Here is a 19,526-nt window from a genome sequence, read left to right as displayed (position 1 = left end):
TCGGTTAACTGAGACTGTCTCTAGATCACAGGGGCATGGCCGGTTGTTGCTCGGCTACGTCTTCGACCACATCCTGATGACTGGAGATGCCATGCACGGTCTTTTCCCAGTAGAACGGGTTGTATATCAGCTGCCACAAAGCCTTGTAGGATGCGAACGACATCAGCAGCCAGTAGAACGGCACCGTCAACGCATACGGGATCAGTTTGAAGTTGTTGCGCTTGAAAGCGCCGACCATCAACAGGTAGATGAGGTAACCATTGCCCAACGTCAGGTTGAAGATCGAGATCGCCAGCACGACCGGCGGGAAGATAGGGTTAAGTATCTCAGCACCACCAATGAGCCACACCACGAAGGTCGCGTACAGGAACGGCGCGATCAGGTAGCTGATGATGGCACCGGCAAAGAAGAACTGAAACCCCCAGAAGCCGACGCTACCGATGGCGCGATACAGCTCGATCGGGTCACGCATATGCACCAGATAGGTTTGCATATACCCCTTGATCCAGCGCGAACGCTGGCGAATCCAGTTCGGGATGTGGTTATTGGCTTCTTCGAACGTGGTCGAATTCATGACCGCCACACTGAACCCGCACTGGGTGAAGCGCACGCCCAAGTCGGCGTCTTCGGCGACGTTATAAGGGTCCCAGCCGTCGAACTGGATCAGCGGCTCGATCTTGAAGTGATTGGAGGTCCCACCCAAGGGAATAGGGATGCGCAATGCCTCCAGCGCCGGCAGAAAGAAGTCGAACCAGAGCGAATATTCCAACGTGAACATCCGGGTGAGCCAATTCTCATAGGCGTTGAAATAGTTCAAGCGTCCCTGGATGCACACAACGTTCTCCGCCGCATGCTGGAACGCAACCACGGCCTTCTTCAGCTGATCCGGTTCCGGACGATCTTCTCCGTCATAGATGGTGACGAACTTGCCCCGCGCGAAATTGAGCGCGTAGTTACAAGCCTTGGGCTTGGTCTTGGGGAAACTGGTCGGAACCCGAATGATCTCGAAGATCGCTTCCAAACCCAGCGCCTTGGCCGCGTTGATCGTTCCCTCGTCGTCTTCTTCCAGCACCAGTTTGATGTCGAGCTTGGACAAGGGATAGTCGAGACTGCGCATCGCCTTGGCCAGATAAGGCAGGATCGCTTCCTCCTTGTACATCGGCATCAGCACGGTATAGATCGGCAAATCGATATCGCGCAGCATCTTCACCTGGTGATCGGTCACCTTGATGTCGATATGGCGGTCACTGCCTACCCAAGCCAGACTGACACGAAAGGCGAACGTCAACAACAGCAACGAAGCAACCACCAGGTTCAATGTGACCACGGTGTACATCGGCCAGAGCGTCAGTGCCACCAGGAACAACATGATGACCGTCGCGAACGCGATGATCTGGGAACGAGTGAACACCACACTCGCAGAGTGCTCGGGCATCTGCTCGGCCAGCTTGCGGATCGCGTTGTGAGTAAAGTAGTCGTCGTTGCTGTTTTGTAACAGCCACAGCACATCGAACTTGGACGTGATGACGAAGTCGACGATACCGAAACGCTCACGCGCATGGCGCATGGCCGCCTCGCTGGGGTCGGCGATAGCGATGTAGGTCACGCCATCGCGCACCTGCCATGGCAGATACAACAGAGAGTTGTAATAAGTGATGTCATCGACATCGATCAACGCACGGTCGGGAGGTTGCTTCAGCAGGTCGACGAAGGGCTTGTGGAAATGGTCGGCCAGCATGCGATAGAAATCGAGTGGCTTCACCCAGCCTTTGGCCAGTACGATATCACCGATGCGCGTCCCCCACTGCTTCTGCAACTGGAGCGCCGCCTCTAGTTGCTCGGAGGTAATCAGGCCGCGCGCGATCAACATCTCGCCGACCAATACCTTGGGGATCACGTTCTCATCCGTCATAGTCTTATCCTGATCGAGGTCCCGAAGGCACGATCGCCGTGCTGCGCCAACCCAGGCTCAACACGGCGCACGCGCTCATCTCCCTATTCGACTTGATTATTCGCCACCCGCCGAGCCAGACTGACGTGTGCGACGGAACAGGAACACGACGAGCAAGGTCAAGGCAATCCACGCAGCCAACAACAGCCAGTAACGATTCTCTTCCACCCACTGCATCAACGAACGCTGCTCGGGATAATACAGGCGCACCCCCCCTGGATGACGCGAATCCAGAGTCAGCAACACGCCGGTGGCATCGACAAAGGAGACATCGTCATGGTCGAACTGGAAGTTGCTGGCAGCCAGAGCGACGTTGTCTTGACCCTGCGCAACCCACAGACCGGATGCACCACCAGCCTTCACGATCTGGGTGATGGCAACGCCCGGCAGGCGATCAACATCGAGCAGCTTGGATCCGTTCTCGCCCAGCACCTGTATATGTCCCTTGTCGAAACGGACAGGCTGATACTCAAGATCGATGTCCGCTTTGCCCAGTACCACGAACGGCTTTTCCGGCTTGATCTTCGAGCTGGGGTCGTAGAACTGGACACGCTTCACATCCACCGCCAAGGCCTGATCGATCACCAGACGAGTCAGCAGATTGAGCACTTGACCAGGATTTTGCAGATAGGCTTTGGGCAGGTAGGTATCGAAACCATCCCTGAAGTAAGCACCCAACTCCATGAATTCCTTCGGTGCCTCGCTCGCCTTGCGCGTCACGACCATAGAGCTGGTTGGCATGACCTGAACAGGGAAGCGGGGAAGGTCGCCATGACAGTCACCTTCAATGTATTCACGCTGAGTCACCAAACGGATGGCATTGTGCCGCGCCAAACCTTCCTTAGGAATGGCGACACTGATGCGATGAGTCTTGCCATCGTTGTCGAGATGGGTAGCCTGTTGCAACACATCGTTCAGGTAGACATAGAACATGACCGGGTGCTCGACACTGGCCGGAGCCGAGGTGACATCCAACTCCAGGGTTTGCGGCGCATAACCGGAAGGCAGCTTATCAGCCGAGTACACGAAGTTCCATTCCACGATACGGTCAACATAGCGCGTTTCGGTGCTCAACCCCATATCACCCAACAACAGGCGATACTTGTCATCACTACCCATCTTGCCTTGCACCAGCGGGAATATCTGATACTGGGAGCCAGAGGCCAGGCCGCGCCACTTCAACGACAGCAGGTAGAACGGAGTCACATCGAATGGCTCGGACAGTGCGATGGTGCGCCTACGCCCCTCGCCCAGAGAGATCAACGAAACGTTCGAACCCGTCGCGGCCTGATGCAGCGCAGACTGAATCTCCGCATCAGGAGCGATCACGATATCGCCCACCTCCGGCAAACGCACGAAAGAAACCTTCTTGTTCTGACGGGTCAACAGCTCATCCAACGCCCACGCGGAGGAGAAAATCTCCGGCGTCACCTGCCCGGCGGGCAGACTAACTTTAACCTCTTGCGGCAACAAATCCCATGCGCCACGCAGGGACGAAGTATCATCACGCAGAGTCACCAGCAGCGATGTCTCCGGCTTCACATAAAAATAGCCACCATTGATACGCTCATCCAGGCAGCGATCATCGGAGAACAGCATGGAGACCTTGATCTCGACGCGAACAAAACCATCCTTGGTCACCAGATCGCTTTTCCTCAGCGGCACATCAAGCACCTGATCCCCGTCTGCAGACAGACCGGAGGCGATCATGGGCATGTGGTTCACGTAGATACGGACATTGGATTGCTTGTGCAACATTGAAGAGGCGCGATAATGCAAGCGCACCCGACCGGACTGAACATTCGCATCCTTGGGGACCGGAAAGAACACGGACTCATCATGGATCGATTGCACGCCATCAAACTGAAAGCCATTGCGATAGCCGAGATCAGCCAAGGAAGTCTCGATCTCCACCTGATGGACATCCGATGCCTGAGCCTTCACCTCTGCCACTTGCTTCTTCGAGGCAGACTTGGCCGCCGCGACAGGCGCCGCAGACTTCTTCACAGGCACCACTGCTGGCGCATGAACCACCTCGACCTTACCCCCGGGGGCGACGATAGTCACTTTCGAGGTCGCAGGCTTAGACTGGGGAGATGCCTTATGAGCCGGGGACTGCGCCATTGCTGGCAGGGACGAATCAATCCCTTTCACATCAGCCGCATGCAGCGACCCTACTTGCCCCAGGAATAGCGCGGACAACGCCCCCAACGCCACCAGAAAGCCTGTTTTACTCACATTTGCCAATTTATTCCCCTTTTGCGACCATGCGCAGCCATTCCGACTGCTGCACCAAGCGCCACATTTGCAGCGCAACCCCTGAGCATCGCCTACTGATTAAGATTAGAAACCTACAGAAAACCTTGTAGGAATTATTCTATAGATAATTCAAAACTGCAACAAGAATATTCCGAATAAACAAAGGGTAATTCAATCCCACAAAGAAAAAGGGGAGGTTTCCCTCCCCTTTTACACCTTAACTGATCATTTCAGGCGGCATCTACACTATTGCCGCAAATCCGCCCGTCATGATTAGAACAGGGTTTCGAGCAGCAGAGTGTATACAGACTTGCCTGCTGGTGTCACGCCACCAACTGCATTCCATGCGGAACCCGATTGTGTGGTGTAGTGGAATGTCAGCTCTTGGTTTTGCGACAACTCGTAAGTTGCGCCCAACATGAAGCCATTGTCACCACCAAGTGCTGGCGTACCATTGTTACCGATACGGAATGCAGCTTGAACAGTTGCGTGACCAGGGATCACACCAACTTCAACAGCAGTATTGAAGGAAGTTCTGGTTCCCAGAGCGGCGTTGAACTGATTGGTTTCAACAGCGTTGGATGCAGCGGAACGACCATAGGAAGCGTAGATACCGACTGGCAGACCAGCGACTTCACCTTGAGCTTGCGCATCAACCACAGTCGCCTTTTGCGCAACGATCGCACCAATCGCACCCAAAGCTGGGTTATTGGTGGTACCGGACCAATTCTGAACTCCGGCAGCCACATCCCAACCAGCCACATCGAACATACCGGCAGCGCGGATGTACATGAATGGCAGGCCAGCACCTTGAGTACCACCAACTACAGCGTTACCCACGTTGACGTACTTACCCACGTTCACGAAGAAGTTGGGGTTGTTCACCACGACCGACGCACCAGTTGCACCCAGTTCAGGAGCAACATATTGGCGAGCAGAGGTCACCTCAATATGGCCGCCACCAGCTGCTGGGGTAGCGATCACGCCACCGCCGAAGCCGGTTCTGCCCATCAGACGATGGATGGAAGTTGCGCCAGTGTTCAGCAGTTCAAATGCACCAGCTGCGTCTTGACCGATAGAGTAAGCAACCAGACCGCCACGGATGTCGCCAGCGATTTCCGGCAGGATCAGCATCTTGCCGCCAGCAGCGCCAGCCGGAGCTGCAGTACCAAACTCGGACAGGAAGCCAGCGAAGTCGTTGATGCGACCACCCCAGAACAGCTGCATCTCACCACCGGTACCGGGAACGAAAATGTTGCTGGAGTTGCCAGTCGCATTCTCAACACCGGCAGTAACCAATGCGCCGAAGTTCAGGGTAGTTGGGATGGACAGGTGCTCACCTTCCACTTGCGCCTGGGAGATCTGAGTGTAACCCGAAGACTTGAAGGAACGGCCAAAGGCGTTCAGCAGTGGGAAGTGTTGGAAGTGACACGCGGAACAGGCGGCGCCGGTTTGACGGGCGAACACTGGCAGCGCGGATGCTTCAGGAGCAAACGCTGCAGCGGCCAGTACACCAGCCAGAGACAGAGCTACTTTTTTCATAATTTCTCCTCGAGGAAAAGTTTGTTTAACGACCCATTTCGGGATAACTGCGAAGACCCCCTCTGCAGCTACGGTGCGCACCTTAACGACAGTCACGCAAACCTGTCAAAAATAATCCCCAAAAAGTGTTTCATTTTTGCAACAACCCCTGAGCAAACATCACCACCCCAAGTGGTTTTCACTATCGGATATTCGGCATTTCGTTAACGAGAACTCGTCAATCACCCCCGACTTGAACACCACAAAACCCACCACACCCAGAGAAATAGCGGCTCTCGGCGCAGCATACGGTCAGGCACGGGATTTGCCTCTAGTAACGCACAACCAATCCGGTTGGACACTCGAAGGAGAACATCATGAAACATCCACAATCCGGCTTCACCCTGATTGAGATCGCCATCGTGCTGGTCATCATAGGTCTGCTACTCGGCGGGGTGCTCAAAGGGGAGGAACTCATCAATAGCGCCCGGGTCAAGAATCTGGCTGGCGACTTCCGCAATATCCCGCTATTCATCTATAGCTATCAGGATAAATTCCGCGCCTTGCCAGGCGACGATGCTGCCGCCAGCGCTCACCTGACGGGAGGCACAAACGCGACCACACCGTCCGGCACCGTGGGCAATGGGATCATCAACGGAAACTGGAACAGCACAACGACGACCGATGAATCGTATCTATTCTGGCAACACATCCGGCTGGCCAATCTGACCAACGGAGCCACGTCCGCCTCAGCGACCGACTACCTTCCCAGCAACGCCACCGGCGGCAGTATCGGCATACAGAGCGGCACCAATGTAGCAGCCAACTCTCCCATCAAGGATAGCGGCAACAACGCCATACGGGGCAGTTACATCATCTGCTCCAGCAACATCGCGGGGAAATATGTCAAACAGCTCGACCTGCAGATCGACGACGGCAATACCGCCAGCGGTGCGATGCTGGCGACGCCCACCAGCAGCTACGCGATCGGCAGCACGGCGACCGCGACAGGCAGCGTGGACGATGCCACCGGCTACACGGTCTGCATGGGCATCTGAGTGTTTGCCGCCCCTCCGCATCAGGGAGCGGGCGGCGCATCGCCTCCGCGCAACCACTGCTCCGCCTCGGCCAGCGCCAGCGATTGACCCAGCAGCACCAACACATCGCCCGCGTGCAACACCATCTCGTCCGACGGCTGACTGCCCAACACTCCGTGACGACGGACAGCGTTCACCTCCACCCCCAGACTCGCCAGATCAAGCCGGGCCAGCGACTTCCCGACCGCATCATCCTGCGCGCCCAGCAAGACGCTGTGTACACGCAACTGCAGATCGTCGTCCACATCCTCCAATTCCCCATCAGTCGTGCGCAGATAGGAATCGAACACGCGGTAGCTGCGCGCCCGGCTTTCGCGCAGGCGGCGCATCACCCGATTCAGCGGCACTCCGGACATCAGCAAGGCCTGGGTCGCCAGCATCACACTGCCCTCATGGATCTCGGCCACCACTTCTGCCGCTCCCGCCTGCCGGAACTGATCGATCTGACTCTCGTCATACGCCCGCACCACCACCGGCAGACCGGGACGCAACTCTTGCGCGAGCTGTAATATCTTGAGCGCGGAGTGCTTGTCGATGTAACTCACCACCAACGTCTTGGCTCGCATCAAACCTGCCGCCAACAGCGCCTCGCGCTTGGAGGCATCGCCAAACACGACCTCGCCACCCTCCGCCACCGCATTACGCACCCTGCTCGAATCCGCATCCAGAGCGATGTAGCGTATCCCCTCCCCGCTCAGGAAGCGGGCCAAGGTCTGACCGCTGCGCCCGAAACCGCAGATGATGACGTGCCCCTGCGAGCTCATGCTGCGCACTGCGATCTGGTGCATCTGCATGGCACTGTACATCCAGGCATCGGGCGAGATACGGCGCACGATACGGTCTGCATACATGAGCAGGAACGGCGCGATCAGCATGGAGAGCAGCATGGCCGCCAGCACGACCTGACCGACCCGCTCACTCATCAGATGGACATTACCCGCATCGTTCAGCAGGACGAATCCAAACTCCCCGGCTTGCGCCAAGCCCAGGCCGGTATGCAAGGCCACGCCCCAACCTACGCCGAAGATACGCGCCAAACCGGCCACGATCACCGCCTTGCACAACAGCAAGCTGAGCAACAACAGCACGACCCAGCCCAGGTCCGCCCACATCTCACGCACGTTCAGCATCATGCCGATGGTGATGAAGAACAGGCCCATCAGCACATCGCGAAAAGGCCTGATATCCTCCTCCACCTGCAAGCGGTACTCGGTCTCGGCGATCAACACCCCCGCCACGAACGCGCCCAGCGCCATCGAAAGTCCGGCCAGGTCGGTCAGGTAAGCCAGCCCCAACGTGATCAGCAACACATTGAGCATGAACAGTTCGGCAGACTTCTGACGCGCCACGATATGGAACCAGGGGCGCATCAAGCGCTGGCCGAACAACAACAGCGCCGTCAACGCAGCCGCCCCTTTCAGCAATGCGAACAGCAGCGTGTAGGTCAGCGCGTCACTGGCGCTAGCCAGCGCGGGGATGACGATCAGCAGCGGCACCACCGCCAGATCCTGGAACAGCAGCACACCCATGATCTGCTGACCGAACGGTGCACCCAGCTCGGCACGCTCGGCCAGCATCTTGCTGACGATAGCGGTCGAGGACATCGCCAGCACTCCGCCCAAAGCCACGCCCGCACGCCAGTCCAGCCCGAGCGCCAACGCTGCAGCCACCGCCACCAGCAGGGTGGCGACGACTTGCGCGCTGCCCAAGCCGAACACGATCCGGCGCATGGCGTGAAGTTTGGCCAGACTGAACTCCAGTCCGATACTGAACATCAGGAACACCACACCGAACTCGGCCAGATGGCGCGCCTGCGGGGCATCGGCCACCCAGCCCAGCGCATGCGGACCGATCAGAATACCGACTGTGAGATAGCCCAGCATCACCGGCAAATGCAGCACACGACACAACACGACCACCATTACGGCGACCGCCAGCAACACCAGAACGACTTGCAATCCATGATCCATGCCCCGATGATGCCGGAAAGCTCGGACATTTTCAAAACTTCACCGCCAGAAAACCCCGCTGCTATAATTCCCCGCCATGAACCCACCGTTTCCCTCCGCATCGCACGCCCTGGCTCTGGCACGCGATGTACTCCAGATCGAAGCTGCCGCCGTGCAGGCACTCTCCGAACGCCTCGACGAGGATTTCGTCCGTGCCGTGCGCACCATCCTTGACTGTCACGGGCGCGTCATCGTCAGCGGCATGGGCAAGAGCGGCCATATCGCGCGCAAGATCGCCGCGACGCTGTCCAGCACCGGCACCCCGGCCTACTTCGTCCATCCGGGCGAAGCCAGCCACGGCGACCTGGGTATGATCACGGCGGACGATGTGTTCATCGCACTTTCCTATTCCGGCGAAAGCTCCGAGTTGCAGACCATCATCCCGGTCATCAAGCGACAGGGGGCCAAGCTCATCAGCCTGACCGGCAACCCGAGGTCCAGCCTGGCGCTGGCCGCCGACGTGCATCTGGATGGCGCCATCGCCAAAGAAGCCTGCCCGATGGGACTCGCACCCACCGCCAGCACCACAGCCGCACTGGCGCTGGGTGATGCACTGGCCGTGGTGCTGCTGGATGCCAAGGGTTTCGGCAAGGAAGATTTCGCCCGCTCCCATCCCGGCGGCAGTCTGGGGCGACGCTTGCTCACCCATGTCCGCGACATCATGCATACAGGTGCGCAGATCCCCGCCGTGCACGAGACCGCCTCGCTGGCGGATGCCGTGCTGGAGATGTCGCGCAAAGGTCTGGGCATGACGGCCATCGTGGACGACCAGCGCCGCGTGCTGGGCATCTACACCGACGGCGACCTGCGCCGCACGCTGGAAAAGCAGCCCGATTTCAAGTCCACGCCCATCGCCAGCGTGATGTCCCGTCAGCCGCACAGCATCCGCCCGGACGATCTGGCCGTCGCCGCCGTGGAGCTGATGGAGCGCCACAACATCAGCCAGATGCTGGTCGTGGAAGACGGCACTCTGGTCGGGGCCCTGAACATGCACGACCTCCTGAAAGCGAAAGTCATCTGATGCCCACCGAGATCGCCAAGCACATCCGCCTCATCGCCTTCGACATCGACGGCATCATGACCGACGGCGGCCTGTACCTATCCGACTCCGGCGAGGAGTTCAAACGCTTCAATTCGCTCGACGGCCACGGTCTGAAGATGCTCAAGGCCTCGGGTGTGGAGCTGGCGATCATCACCGGACGCACTTCGCGCTGCGTGGAACTGCGCGCGAAGAATCTCGGCATCACCCGGGTTCAGCAGGGCGTGCATGACAAGCGCGCCGCCATGCAAACCTTGCTGGCGGAACTGGGCATCGCCCCCGAACAGGCAGCCTTCATGGGCGACGACGTGGTCGACCTGCCCGCCATGAGCCGGGTCGGGCTGGCGATCAGCGTCCCCGCTGCGCCACAGGTGGTGCGCGAGCGCGCCCACTACGTCACCCAGCGCCAGGCCGGACATGGGGCTGTGCGCGAAGTCTGCGAATGGCTGATGTCAGCGCAGGGCACGCTGGACGCGCAACTCGCCCCCTATCTCGCATGATCGAGAAACTGCGTAACTGGCTGCCGCTGCTGCCCTTGTTGCTGCTGCTGGCCGGCACCTACTGGCTGGACCAGCAGGTCAGGCCGCTGCCTGTGGTGCAGGACAACAGCAAGCTGCACGACCCGGATTTCATCGTCAGTGACTTCCAGGCCACCGCCCTGGACGAACAGGGCAGGCCGCATCACCGCATCAACGCGCACACGCTGACACACTATCCGGACGACGACTCCCTGTATCTGGAGCGTCCCGACATCCTCGCACTCGCCCCCGACCGCCCCACGCTGCGCATCACGGCCCAGACCGGCACCACCTACCAGCGCGACGAAACCATCATGCGCGGCGATGTGCGCATCGTGCGCGCCGCCAGCCAGACGGCCAGCGAGCGCGTGTTGACTACCACTTATCTGCGCGCCCTGCCCAGCCAGGACTACGCCGAGACCGACCGCCCGGTCACCATGAGCGATGCCTATAACCTCGTCAACGCCGTCGGCATGACCCTGGACAACAAGACCCGGATCATCCGCCTGCTATCGCAAGTGAGAAGCGAACATGTTCCAACGAACTAAGCCCGCCCTGCTCTGCCTCCTGCTGCTCGCCGCGCCATCGGCCTGGGCAGAGCGTGCCGACCGCGACCAGCCCATGTATCTGGATGCCGATACGGTCAACATCGACGATGCCCGGCAGATCAGCATCTTCGAAGGCAACGTGAAACTCACTCAGGGCACACTCATCATCACTGGCAGCAAGATCGTCGTCACTGAGACCGCGACCGGAGACAAGCACGGCACGATCACCGGCAAGCTCGCCCACTTCAGGCAAAAACGCGATGGGGCGGATGAGTACGTCGAAGGCGACGGACTGCGCATCGAGTACGACACGCGGAACGAGTTCCTGGAGCTGTTCGGCGAAGCACACATGAAGCGCACCAACGACGAGGTCTACGGCGATCACATCACCTATGACTCCAGAACCGAGGTCTTCCACGTGGACAGCCCGCGCACGCCGACCTCGGGACCACGTGGCCGCGTGCGTGCAGTCATCCAACCCAAGAGCGAATCGGCTCCGGCAGCCGCCGAACCCGTAACCATCCGCTCCTCGACCAGCCTGGGCAAACCATGAGCGAACTGCGCACCACCTCGTTGAAGAAACAGTACCGCACCCGGACCGTGGTGCGGGACGTATCACTCTCGGTGCATAGCGGCGAAGTCGTCGGCCTGCTCGGCCCCAACGGGGCAGGCAAGACCACCAGCTTCTACATGATCGTCGGCCTGGTCGCGGCGGACGGCGGCGACATCTACATCGATCAGCACAAGATCACGCACCTGCCCATCCACCGCCGCGCCCAGCTCGGACTCGGCTACCTGCCGCAGGAAGCCTCGATCTTCCGTCGTCTGAGCGTGACCGAAAACATCCGCGCCGTGCTGGAACTGCGCGGCCTGCCGCACGCCCAGCAAGAGGCCATTCTGGAATCGCTGCTGGAAGACCTGCACATCGGCCACATCCGTGACAATCCGGCACTGAGCCTGTCCGGCGGCGAGCGGCGGCGCTGCGAGATCGCGCGCGCGCTGGCTACCGATCCGCGCTTCATCCTGCTCGACGAGCCGTTCGCCGGTGTCGACCCGATCGCCGTGCTGGACATCCAGAAGATCATCCGCTTCCTCAAGGAGCGCGGCATCGGTGTGCTGATCACCGACCACAACGTGCGCGAGACGCTGGGCATTTGCGACCGCGCTTACATCATCAATGCTGGGGCGGTGATGGCGGAGGGCAAGCCCGAGGAAATCATCTATAATGAAGCCGTGAGGAAAGTGTATCTCGGCGAGCATTTCAAGTTATAAAAGTGACGCCCACCCAATGATCCGCCCGGCATGAAAGCAGCGCTACAACTCAGGCAATCCCAACAACTGACGCTCACGCCACAGTTGCAGCAGTCTATCCGCTTGCTGCAACTTTCCACGCTGGAGATCAATCAGGAGACCGCGCGTCTGCTGGACGAGAATCCGTTCCTGGAGTGCGAGGACGACGAGATCACCAGCTTTGCCTCCACCGGTGAGGGCTCGTCTGTCACCAGTAGTGCCGCCCCATCCGAGAGCGAAACGCCCAAAGCCGAACAGGACTGGGACGATCTGCCCCGTGCCGCCAGTTCATCCAGTAGCGATGATGACGATGACTACCATCCGGAGACCGCTGCCAGTTCGCCCAGCTTGCGCGAACACCTGCTGACCCAGCTCAGTCTCAGCCAGCTCGATCATCACGACCGTCAACTGATCGCCCTGCTGATCGACGCGCTGGATGACAGCGGCTTCCTGACCCAGTCGCTGGAGGAGATCCACGACCTGCTGCCGGAGGCGCTGGATGTCTCGCTGGACGATCTGGAGACCGCCCTCGTGCAATTGCAGCATCTGGACGAGCCCGGCATCGCCGCACGCGACCTGGCCGAGTGCCTGTCCCTGCAACTGCGCGCCCTGCCCGATGACCAACCTGGACGGCAGCTGGCACTGCGGCTCGCCGCCCAACACTTGGACCTGCTGGCCGCGCATGACTACATGCGCCTGAAACGACACCTGCATTGCTCCGATGATGAGTTGCGCGTCGCTCAGGCGCTGATCCTGCAACTCGATCCGCGCCCTGCCTCCCGCTACGACCAGCGCGTCAGCGATTACGTAGTGCCCGATGTCATCGTCGAGCGCCAGCGCGGTCGCTGGACCGTGCGACTCAACCCGGAGGCCATGCCGCGCCTGCGTGTGAACCAGTTGTACGCCAATCTCATGCAGGGCCGCGACGAACAGAGCTCTCCGCAAATGGCCGGACAGTTGCAAGAGGCGCGTTGGTACATCAAGAACATGCAGCAACGCTTCGACACCATCCAGCGTGTCGCCCGGGCCATCGTGGAACGTCAACGCATGTTCTTCGAACACGGCGAAGTGGCCATGCGCCCGCTGGTGTTGCGCGAGATCGCCGAAGAGCTGGAGCTGCACGAATCCACCATCTCGCGCGTGACCACCCAGAAGTTCATGCTGACCCCGCGCGGCATCTTTGAATTCAAGTATTTCTTTGGCAGTGGCGTATCCACCGACAGCGGCGGCGCCTGTTCCGCCACGGCCATTCGCGCACTCATCAAGCAGCTGATCTCGCAAGAGGACCCGCATCACCCTCTGAGCGACAGCGGCCTGGCAGAAATCCTCGTGTCGCAGGGCATACAAGTTGCCCGGCGCACTGTGGCAAAATACCGGGAATCGCTTAATATCCTCCCGGTCAATCTTCGTAAATCACTATAAAAAGGAGCAACCATGAACCTCAACCTCAGCGGACATCATCTGGAAGTCACCCCCGCCATTCGTGAGCATGTGGTCAGCAAACTGGGCAAGATCAAAAAACATTTTGACAACGTACTGGATGTCAGCGTCATCCTGTCCGTGGACAAGCTCCAACAAAAGGCTGAGGCCACCGTGCACATCAGCGGCAAGACCATTTTCGTCGAATGCCAGGACACCAACCTGTACGTCGCCATCGACGAGCTGATCGAGAAACTGGACCGCCAGGTGCTGAAGCACAAGGAAAAGAACACCGCGCGCCGTCATGACGACTCCGGCAAGGTAGTTGAAGCAGAATAACCCTTCATGGGCGGCCTCGTGGCCGCCCTTTTTCATGGATAAGCCCCATGGGTTTGATTAGTAACCTCCTGCCGCCCGAAAACGTCCTGGTAGATGCCGAATCCACCAGCAAGAAGCGTGTGTTCGAGCGCGTCGGCATCCTGTTCGAGAACACGCGCAACATCGCCCGCAGTCAGGTGTTCGACAGCCTGTTCGCGCGCGAACGACTGGGCTCGACCGGATTGGGACAAGGTGTCGCCATCCCGCACGGTCGCGTCAAGGGCCTGCGCGATCCCGTCGCCTGCTTCGTCAAGACCACCGCGCCCATCCCGTTCGACGCACCGGATGGCCTTCCGGTCAGCCTGATCTTCGTCCTGCTGGTGCCAGAACGGGCGACCGACCTGCATTTGCAACTGCTGAGCGAGCTGGCCCAGATGTTCTGCGAGAAGTCGTTCCGCGACCAATTGCTGGCCAGCGACGACCCCGCCGAGCTGTATCGACTCTTTGCCGATTGGCAAGCCTAGGCGGATCGACATGGCACACGTAGACATCCGCCGGCTGTTCGAAGACAAACAGGAGCGTCTCGGCCTGGTATGGGTGGCCGGCGAAGGCGGGGCTGACAAGATACTCAACAGCGAGCTGGTCAATGCCTCCAACAAGGGCTTGATCGGCCACATGAATCTGATCCACCCGAACTGGGTACAGGTGTTCAGCAGCATAGAACTGGATTACCTGCATGGCCTGGATGCTGATGCCTTGCAGGCCTCGTTCGACCGGCTGGAACGCGGTGATGCGCTGTGCCTGATCGTCGCCGGTACCGACGAGATCCCGCAGCCACTCATCGCCTACGCCGACCGTACGCACACACCGCTGTTCCACTCGCCCAAGAACAGCGTCCACTTGATGTGGCTGGTTCGTCACTACATCGTCGCCGCCCTGGCCGAGTCGACCACCCGCCACGGCGTGTTCCTCGACGTGATGGGCATCGGCGTACTCATCACCGGCGACAGCGGCGTGGGCAAGAGCGAACTCGGCCTTGAATTGATCACGCGCGGCAGCAGTCTGGTCGCCGACGACATCACCGAGTTCTACCGCACCTCGCCGGACACGCTGGAAGGCAAGTGTCCGGAGTTGCTGCGCGACTTCCTCGAAGTGCGCGGCTTGGGCATGCTCAACATCCGCACCATGTTCGGCGAGACCGCCGTGCGCCTGCGCAAATCGCTCAAACTGATCGTCCACCTGCATCGCCCGCCCGGCGGCGACCTGTCCAAACTGGAAAGGTTGCCGCTCAATGCGACGTACCAGGAGATACTCGGCATCCAGATCAACACCGTCAACATCCCCGTGACCGCCGGGCGCAACCTGGCCGTGCTGGTGGAAGCCGCCGCGCGCAACTATGTGTTGCAGGAACGCGGCATCGACACCATGAAAGAGTTCTTCAACCGCCACCAGGCCGAGATGGAGCGCGGGCTGGAGAACATGTGATGCAACTGTTCCTCATCAGCGGCCTGTCCGGCTCCGGCAAGAGCATCGCCATCAAGCTGCTGGAAGACAGCGGCTTCTATTGCGTCGACAATCTGCCTGCCGAGCTGCTGCCCACCTTGATGGATAACCTGCATCAGGCGGGCTATCGCCAGATCGCCGTGGCGGTCGACGTACGCAGTGGCAGCAGTGTGCGCGAGTTGCCGCAACTGATCGAGCGCTTCCGCATCCAGGGCATCGACGTGCGCCTGCTGTTCCTCGATGCCAACAACAACGAGCTGGTGAGGCGCTTCTCCGAAACCCGCCGCCGCCATCCCCTGAGCGACGACACGCGGACGCTGCCGGAATGCGTGCAACAGGAGCGTGAGATGCTGGCCAGCATAGGCGGCATCGGCCACCACATCGATACCAGCGACCTCAATCCGAACGCCCTGCGCGCCTGGGTCAAATCGTTCATCCAGCTCGACCGGGCCAGGCTCACCCTGCTGTTCCAGTCCTTCGGATTCAAGCACGGCATCCCGCTGGATGCCGACATGGTGTTCGATGTGCGCTGCCTGCCCAACCCGCATTACAACCCCTTCCTGCGCCCGCTCACCGGGCGCGATGCCAAGGTGGTCGAATTCCTGGAACCGCTCCCCGCCGTGCAGCAGATGTACGACGACATCTGCGGATTCGTCGAGCGCTGGCTGCCCGCCTATGTCGACGACAACCGCAGCTACCTCACTGTCGCCGTCGGCTGCACCGGCGGCCAGCACCGCTCGGTCTACCTGACCGAACGCCTGGCACGCCACTTCGCCCCGCAGCAACAAGTGCTGGTGCGCCACCGCGAGCTGGGCTGAAGCCATGCTGAACGCCATCCGCCCCGGCGATTGGCTGACGATGCTGGCAGGTGGGGCAGTCACCGTCTGGCTGATGTCGGTCTGCTGGAATGGCGGCGCGGCGGATCGCGCCATCGTGCGCAGCGGCGGCAAAGTGTTCCGCGAACTGCCGCTCTCCCCCGACAGCCAACTGCACGTCCCCGGCCCGCTCGGCATCAGCGTCATCACCATCCATGACCGACAAGCCCGTATCGAATCCGACCCCAGCCCGCGCCAATACTGCGTACGCCAAGGCTGGCTCAAACAAGCAGGCGAGATCGCCATCTGCCTGCCGAACGAGATCAGCGTAGAACTGGCCGGACGCACCAAGAACTATGACAGCCTTAATTATTGAGTGCGGAGCAACGAATGCTGAGTACCAAGCAGGCCTGACTTCACTCAGCACTCAGCACTCAGCACTTGCTACTCCAAATGATGCCTAGCCTGAAACTTGAAACATCGAGCGAAGACCATCATCTGGCGCGCATGGCGGCGGCAGCATTGGGCTTGTCGGTGCTGGAAGCGGCGATTCCGTCGCCCTTGCCGGGAGTCAAACCTGGACTGGCGAACATCGTCACCCTGATCGTGTTGGCGCGTTATGGCTGGCGGGCAGCTGCGTGGGTCTCGCTGTTGCGCGTCATGGCGGGCAGCCTGCTGTTCGGCAATTTCCTCGCACCGGGATTCTTCCTCAGCTTGTCCGGTGCCGTGTGCAGCCTGCTGGTGCTGGCCGCCAGCCGCCACCTGTCGCAGCGCCTGTTCGGGACGATCAGTCAGAGTATCCTCGCCGCTTTCGCCCACATCGCGGGACAAATGGCGGTGGTCTATCTCTGGCTCATCCCCCACGCCGGGATCGCCTGGCTGTTGCCCATCTTTGCCGCAGCCGCGCTGTTGTTCGGCACGGTGAACGGTATAATCGCCGCCCGATTTTTGTCGAGCCCGGCCACACCACCATGAAGACCATCACCCTAGCCATCACCGGCGCATCCGGCCTGCCTTATGCCCTGCGCCTGCTCGAATGTCTGTTGCAAAGCCGGCAGCGCGTACAACTGGTCTACTCGCAAGCCGCCCAGATCGTCGCCCGCCAGGAGATGGAGTTCACCCTGCCTTCCCGCCCGCAGGAAGCCAAGAAGTTGCTGCTCGAACACCTCGGCACCTTCACCGGCCAGCTGGAGGTGTATGGTCGCGACGACTGGTTCGCGCCGATGGCCTCCGGCTCGAATCCCGGCGACGCGATGGTGATCTGCCCCTGCACCATGGGCACGCTGGCGGCAGTGGCAGCGGGCCTGTCGGACGACCTGATCGCTCGTGCCGCCGATGTGATGCTGAAAGAGAAACGCACACTGATCCTGGTACCGCGCGAAGCACCGTTCTCCACCATCCATCTGGAAAACATGCTGCGCCTGGCCCAGGCCGGGGCGGTCATCCTGCCGCCCAACCCCGGTTTCTACCACCACCCCAAGACGGTACAAGACATGGTGGATTTCGTGGTGGCGCGCATTCTGGACCACTTGGGCGTCAGGCAGGACCTGATCGCCCCCTGGGGAGAATAATCCCGCAACGATGACAAGTTTATGCCCGCCAAGCAGGCATTTTCATTAGAATAGCCGCCACTTTAGAGCAGGCCGCCGATGACCGACAACCACGAACATCATTACACCGAAGACGTGCAGCATCACCTGAAGCAGGTCGAGGCGCTGCTGCATCGTCACGGGCTGGTGGAGTCGCTGGTACACAAGCAATCCATGCCGCGTGAAGAACGCCATGAGCTGGTCGAGACCATCCTGCACAAGCGCCACCTGAGCGAGCTCAGTGACAAGCTGGAGACCTTGCATCCGGCGGACATCGCCTACATTCTGGAAGCGCTGCCGATCGAGCAACGCCTGATCGTCTGGGATCTGGTCAAGGCCAACCGTGACGGTGACATTCTGATCGAAGTCTCCGACGCGGTGCGCGAATCGCTGATCGCCACCATGAGCCGCGACGAATTGGTCGAGGCAACCGAGCAGCTCGATACCGACGAGATCGCCGACCTGGCCCCCGACCTGCCGCAGGCGGTGATGCGCGACGTGTTCAAGTCACTGCCGGTGGAAGAGCGCGAGCAGCTGCGCGCCGCCATGTCCTATCCCGAAGACTCCGTCGGCGCGCTGATGGATTTCGACATGGTGACCATACGCGAGGATGTAACGCTGGAAGTGGTGTCGCGCTACCTGCGCCGCTTCGACGAGCTGCCCGACCATACCGACCAACTGTTCGTGGTCGATCGCGAAGAGCATTTCAAGGGCGTGCTCCCTATCCATCTGCTGCTGGTCAACGAACCGGAGACGGATGTCTCGACGCTGGTCAAGCACGAGACGGTCACCCTGCATCCGGACGACCAGGCCGAACAGGCGGCGCAGGCCTTCGAGCGCTACGATCTGGTGTCCGCACCGGTGGTGGACGAGGACGGGAAGCTGGTTGGCCGGGTGACGGTGAACGCGGTGGTGGACTTCATTCGCGAAGAATCCGAGACCGAGCTGCTGAACCAGGCGGGTCTGCGCGAAGAAGAAGACATCTTCGCTTCCGTGTGGAAATCGGCGCAGAACCGCTGGTTGTGGCTGGCGCTCAATCTGTGCACTGCCTTCTTCGCCTCGCGCGTGATCGGCAGCTTCGAAGGCACGATCGAAAAGTTCGTCGCCCTCGCCACCCTGATGCCCATCGTCGCCGGTATCGCCGGCAACTCCGGCAACCAGACCACCACCATCATCATCCGCTCCCTGGCCTTGGGCGTGGTCACTCCGGCCAGCGCACGCCACCTGTTGCTCAAAGAGCTGGCCATCAGCGGACTGAACGGATTGGTATGGGGCGGTGTCGCCGGACTGTTCGCCTACTTCCTGTACCACAGCGTACCGCTGGGGCTGGTGATGACCGGAGCCATGCTGCTCAACCTGTTATTGGGGGCCATCGTCGGACTGGTGGTCCCACTCACCATGCAGCGGATGGGACGTGACCCCGCCATAGGCTCCAGCGTGCTGCTTACCGCCATCACCGATAGCGGCGGGTTCTTCATTTTCCTCGGACTGGCGACGATCTTTCTCATCCATTGAGCCGCGTCCCGCTCAGTGCGCAGCCACACGGATTCCCTGCTATTTTTGTCAACCCAGCATATTCCGTTTGCGTTAATATCTCGTCGCTTGGTCTTTGGCACCGCTCAGGGCTAGCGACTTAGTAGCAAAGAACGG

At 60.1% G+C, this 19,526-nt stretch carries 19 protein-coding genes; 15 read left to right on the top strand and 4 right to left on the bottom strand.

Going from position 1 to position 19,526, the window contains the following annotated elements; genetic code table 11:
- Window positions 1-25: 25 nt before the first annotated feature.
- The 3 genes from DM08_RS01735 to DM08_RS01725 all read right to left on the bottom strand — a co-directional run bounded on the left by DM08_RS01735 (window position 26) and on the right by DM08_RS01725 (window position 5,752).
- Window positions 26-1,912, bottom strand: coding sequence for a glycosyltransferase family 2 protein (locus DM08_RS01735; RefSeq protein WP_051937719.1), 1,887 nt, complete (start codon window positions 1,910-1,912; stop codon window positions 26-28).
- A 96-nt stretch (window positions 1,913-2,008) separates the two neighbouring features.
- Window positions 2,009-3,958 (bottom strand): cellulose biosynthesis cyclic di-GMP-binding regulatory protein BcsB, encoded by a 1,950-nt coding sequence (locus DM08_RS01730; RefSeq protein ID WP_237560187.1) that lies wholly within the window; start codon window positions 3,956-3,958, stop codon window positions 2,009-2,011.
- Window positions 3,959-4,483: 525 nt separating this feature from the next.
- Window positions 4,484-5,752: a hypothetical protein gene (locus DM08_RS01725; protein WP_035382865.1), complete on the bottom strand. Its 1,269-nt coding sequence runs from the start codon at window positions 5,750-5,752 to the stop codon at window positions 4,484-4,486.
- Window positions 5,753-6,108: 356 nt separating this feature from the next.
- Here DM08_RS01725 and DM08_RS01720 point away from each other — a divergent pair, with 356 nt between their 5' ends.
- Complete coding sequence (locus tag DM08_RS01720; RefSeq protein WP_035382864.1) at window positions 6,109-6,789, top strand: prepilin-type N-terminal cleavage/methylation domain-containing protein; 681 nt, start codon at window positions 6,109-6,111, stop codon at window positions 6,787-6,789.
- Between the two features lie 20 nt (window positions 6,790-6,809).
- On the opposite strand, the gene DM08_RS01715 is transcribed toward DM08_RS01720, so the two are convergent.
- Window positions 6,810-8,798, bottom strand: a complete 1,989-nt coding sequence (locus DM08_RS01715) for a monovalent cation:proton antiporter family protein (protein WP_035382863.1) — start codon at window positions 8,796-8,798, stop codon at window positions 6,810-6,812.
- A 76-nt stretch (window positions 8,799-8,874) separates the two neighbouring features.
- Here DM08_RS01715 and DM08_RS01710 point away from each other — a divergent pair, with 76 nt between their 5' ends.
- From DM08_RS01710 to mgtE, 14 genes are all read left to right on the top strand, one after another.
- Window positions 8,875-9,858: a KpsF/GutQ family sugar-phosphate isomerase gene (locus DM08_RS01710; protein ID WP_035382862.1), complete on the top strand. Its 984-nt coding sequence runs from the start codon at window positions 8,875-8,877 to the stop codon at window positions 9,856-9,858.
- Window positions 9,858-10,376 carry a KdsC family phosphatase gene (locus DM08_RS01705; protein ID WP_035382861.1) on the top strand — a complete coding sequence of 173 codons (519 nt, stop codon included), beginning with the start codon at window positions 9,858-9,860 and terminating at the stop codon, window positions 10,374-10,376. The genes DM08_RS01710 and DM08_RS01705 overlap by 1 nt, the downstream gene beginning before the upstream one ends.
- Window positions 10,373-10,942 carry an LPS export ABC transporter periplasmic protein LptC gene (lptC, locus tag DM08_RS01700; protein WP_035382860.1) on the top strand — a complete coding sequence of 190 codons (570 nt, stop codon included), beginning with the start codon at window positions 10,373-10,375 and terminating at the stop codon, window positions 10,940-10,942. The genes DM08_RS01705 and lptC overlap by 4 nt, the downstream gene beginning before the upstream one ends.
- Complete coding sequence (gene lptA / locus DM08_RS01695) at window positions 10,926-11,495, top strand: lipopolysaccharide transport periplasmic protein LptA (RefSeq protein ID WP_035382859.1); 570 nt, start codon at window positions 10,926-10,928, stop codon at window positions 11,493-11,495. Before lptC ends, lptA begins: the two co-directional genes overlap by 17 nt.
- Window positions 11,492-12,214: an LPS export ABC transporter ATP-binding protein gene (gene lptB / locus DM08_RS01690; protein ID WP_035382858.1), complete on the top strand. Its 723-nt coding sequence runs from the start codon at window positions 11,492-11,494 to the stop codon at window positions 12,212-12,214. The genes lptA and lptB overlap by 4 nt, the downstream gene beginning before the upstream one ends.
- Window positions 12,215-12,244: 30 nt before the next feature.
- A complete protein-coding gene (locus tag DM08_RS01685) occupies window positions 12,245-13,654 on the top strand; it encodes an RNA polymerase factor sigma-54 (RefSeq protein ID WP_035382857.1) in 1,410 nt (469 codons plus the stop codon).
- Window positions 13,655-13,666: 12 nt separating this feature from the next.
- Window positions 13,667-13,990, top strand: coding sequence for a ribosome hibernation-promoting factor, HPF/YfiA family (gene raiA / locus DM08_RS01680; RefSeq protein ID WP_035382856.1), 324 nt, complete (start codon window positions 13,667-13,669; stop codon window positions 13,988-13,990).
- 47 nt (window positions 13,991-14,037) lie between these two features.
- Window positions 14,038-14,493 (top strand): PTS sugar transporter subunit IIA, encoded by a 456-nt coding sequence (locus tag DM08_RS01675; RefSeq protein ID WP_035382855.1) that lies wholly within the window; start codon window positions 14,038-14,040, stop codon window positions 14,491-14,493.
- 10 nt (window positions 14,494-14,503) lie between these two features.
- Complete coding sequence (gene hprK, locus DM08_RS01670; protein WP_035382854.1) at window positions 14,504-15,454, top strand: HPr(Ser) kinase/phosphatase; 951 nt, start codon at window positions 14,504-14,506, stop codon at window positions 15,452-15,454.
- Window positions 15,454-16,290, top strand: a complete 837-nt coding sequence (gene rapZ / locus DM08_RS01665; RefSeq protein ID WP_035382853.1) for an RNase adapter RapZ — start codon at window positions 15,454-15,456, stop codon at window positions 16,288-16,290. The genes hprK and rapZ overlap by 1 nt, the downstream gene beginning before the upstream one ends.
- A gap of 4 nt (window positions 16,291-16,294) precedes the next feature.
- Entirely contained in the window at window positions 16,295-16,663 is a 369-nt protein-coding gene (locus DM08_RS01660; RefSeq protein ID WP_035382852.1) for a NusG domain II-containing protein, read from the top strand.
- A 77-nt stretch (window positions 16,664-16,740) separates the two neighbouring features.
- The gene (locus tag DM08_RS01655) at window positions 16,741-17,262 is read left to right on the top strand and encodes a Gx transporter family protein (protein ID WP_081908718.1); all 522 of its coding nucleotides are present in this window, start codon (window positions 16,741-16,743) and stop codon (window positions 17,260-17,262) included.
- Window positions 17,259-17,858 carry a flavin prenyltransferase UbiX gene (locus DM08_RS01650; RefSeq protein WP_035382851.1) on the top strand — a complete coding sequence of 200 codons (600 nt, stop codon included), beginning with the start codon at window positions 17,259-17,261 and terminating at the stop codon, window positions 17,856-17,858. Before DM08_RS01655 ends, DM08_RS01650 begins: the two co-directional genes overlap by 4 nt.
- Before the next feature lie 78 nt (window positions 17,859-17,936).
- Window positions 17,937-19,391, top strand: a complete 1,455-nt coding sequence (mgtE, locus tag DM08_RS01645) for a magnesium transporter (RefSeq protein ID WP_035382850.1) — start codon at window positions 17,937-17,939, stop codon at window positions 19,389-19,391.
- Window positions 19,392-19,526 lie beyond the last annotated feature (135 nt).

The sequence above is a fragment of the Ferriphaselus sp. R-1 genome (genome assembly GCF_000746095.1).
Classification (GTDB): domain Bacteria; phylum Pseudomonadota; class Gammaproteobacteria; order Burkholderiales; family Gallionellaceae; genus Ferriphaselus.
The sequence above is the reverse complement of the archived record's forward strand: the minus strand, read 5'-3'. Positions and strand labels throughout refer to the sequence as shown.

What these genes read in the sequence shown, in the direction of transcription:
- DM08_RS01725 (WP_035382865.1), bottom strand. Translation starts at nt 5,752, where the DNA reads ATGAAAAAAGTAGCTCTGTCTCTGGCTGGTGTACTGGCCGCTGCAGCG.
- DM08_RS01650 (WP_035382851.1), top strand. Translation starts at nt 17,259, where the DNA reads ATGAAGACCATCACCCTAGCCATCACCGGCGCATCCGGCCTGCCTTAT.
- DM08_RS01675 (WP_035382855.1), top strand. Translation starts at nt 14,038, where the DNA reads ATGGGTTTGATTAGTAACCTCCTGCCGCCCGAAAACGTCCTGGTAGAT.
- mgtE (WP_035382850.1), top strand. Translation starts at nt 17,937, where the DNA reads ATGACCGACAACCACGAACATCATTACACCGAAGACGTGCAGCATCAC.
- lptB (WP_035382858.1), top strand. Translation starts at nt 11,492, where the DNA reads ATGAGCGAACTGCGCACCACCTCGTTGAAGAAACAGTACCGCACCCGG.
- raiA (WP_035382856.1), top strand. Translation starts at nt 13,667, where the DNA reads ATGAACCTCAACCTCAGCGGACATCATCTGGAAGTCACCCCCGCCATT.
- hprK (WP_035382854.1), top strand. Translation starts at nt 14,504, where the DNA reads ATGGCACACGTAGACATCCGCCGGCTGTTCGAAGACAAACAGGAGCGT.
- DM08_RS01660 (WP_035382852.1), top strand. Translation starts at nt 16,295, where the DNA reads ATGCTGAACGCCATCCGCCCCGGCGATTGGCTGACGATGCTGGCAGGT.
- rapZ (WP_035382853.1), top strand. Translation starts at nt 15,454, where the DNA reads ATGCAACTGTTCCTCATCAGCGGCCTGTCCGGCTCCGGCAAGAGCATC.
- DM08_RS01655 (WP_081908718.1), top strand. Translation starts at nt 16,741, where the DNA reads ATGATGCCTAGCCTGAAACTTGAAACATCGAGCGAAGACCATCATCTG.
- DM08_RS01705 (WP_035382861.1), top strand. Translation starts at nt 9,858, where the DNA reads ATGCCCACCGAGATCGCCAAGCACATCCGCCTCATCGCCTTCGACATC.
- DM08_RS01715 (WP_035382863.1), bottom strand. Translation starts at nt 8,798, where the DNA reads ATGGATCATGGATTGCAAGTCGTTCTGGTGTTGCTGGCGGTCGCCGTA.
- DM08_RS01685 (WP_035382857.1), top strand. Translation starts at nt 12,245, where the DNA reads ATGAAAGCAGCGCTACAACTCAGGCAATCCCAACAACTGACGCTCACG.
- lptC (WP_035382860.1), top strand. Translation starts at nt 10,373, where the DNA reads ATGATCGAGAAACTGCGTAACTGGCTGCCGCTGCTGCCCTTGTTGCTG.
- DM08_RS01710 (WP_035382862.1), top strand. Translation starts at nt 8,875, where the DNA reads ATGAACCCACCGTTTCCCTCCGCATCGCACGCCCTGGCTCTGGCACGC.
- DM08_RS01735 (WP_051937719.1), bottom strand. Translation starts at nt 1,912, where the DNA reads ATGACGGATGAGAACGTGATCCCCAAGGTATTGGTCGGCGAGATGTTG.
- lptA (WP_035382859.1), top strand. Translation starts at nt 10,926, where the DNA reads ATGTTCCAACGAACTAAGCCCGCCCTGCTCTGCCTCCTGCTGCTCGCC.
- DM08_RS01720 (WP_035382864.1), top strand. Translation starts at nt 6,109, where the DNA reads ATGAAACATCCACAATCCGGCTTCACCCTGATTGAGATCGCCATCGTG.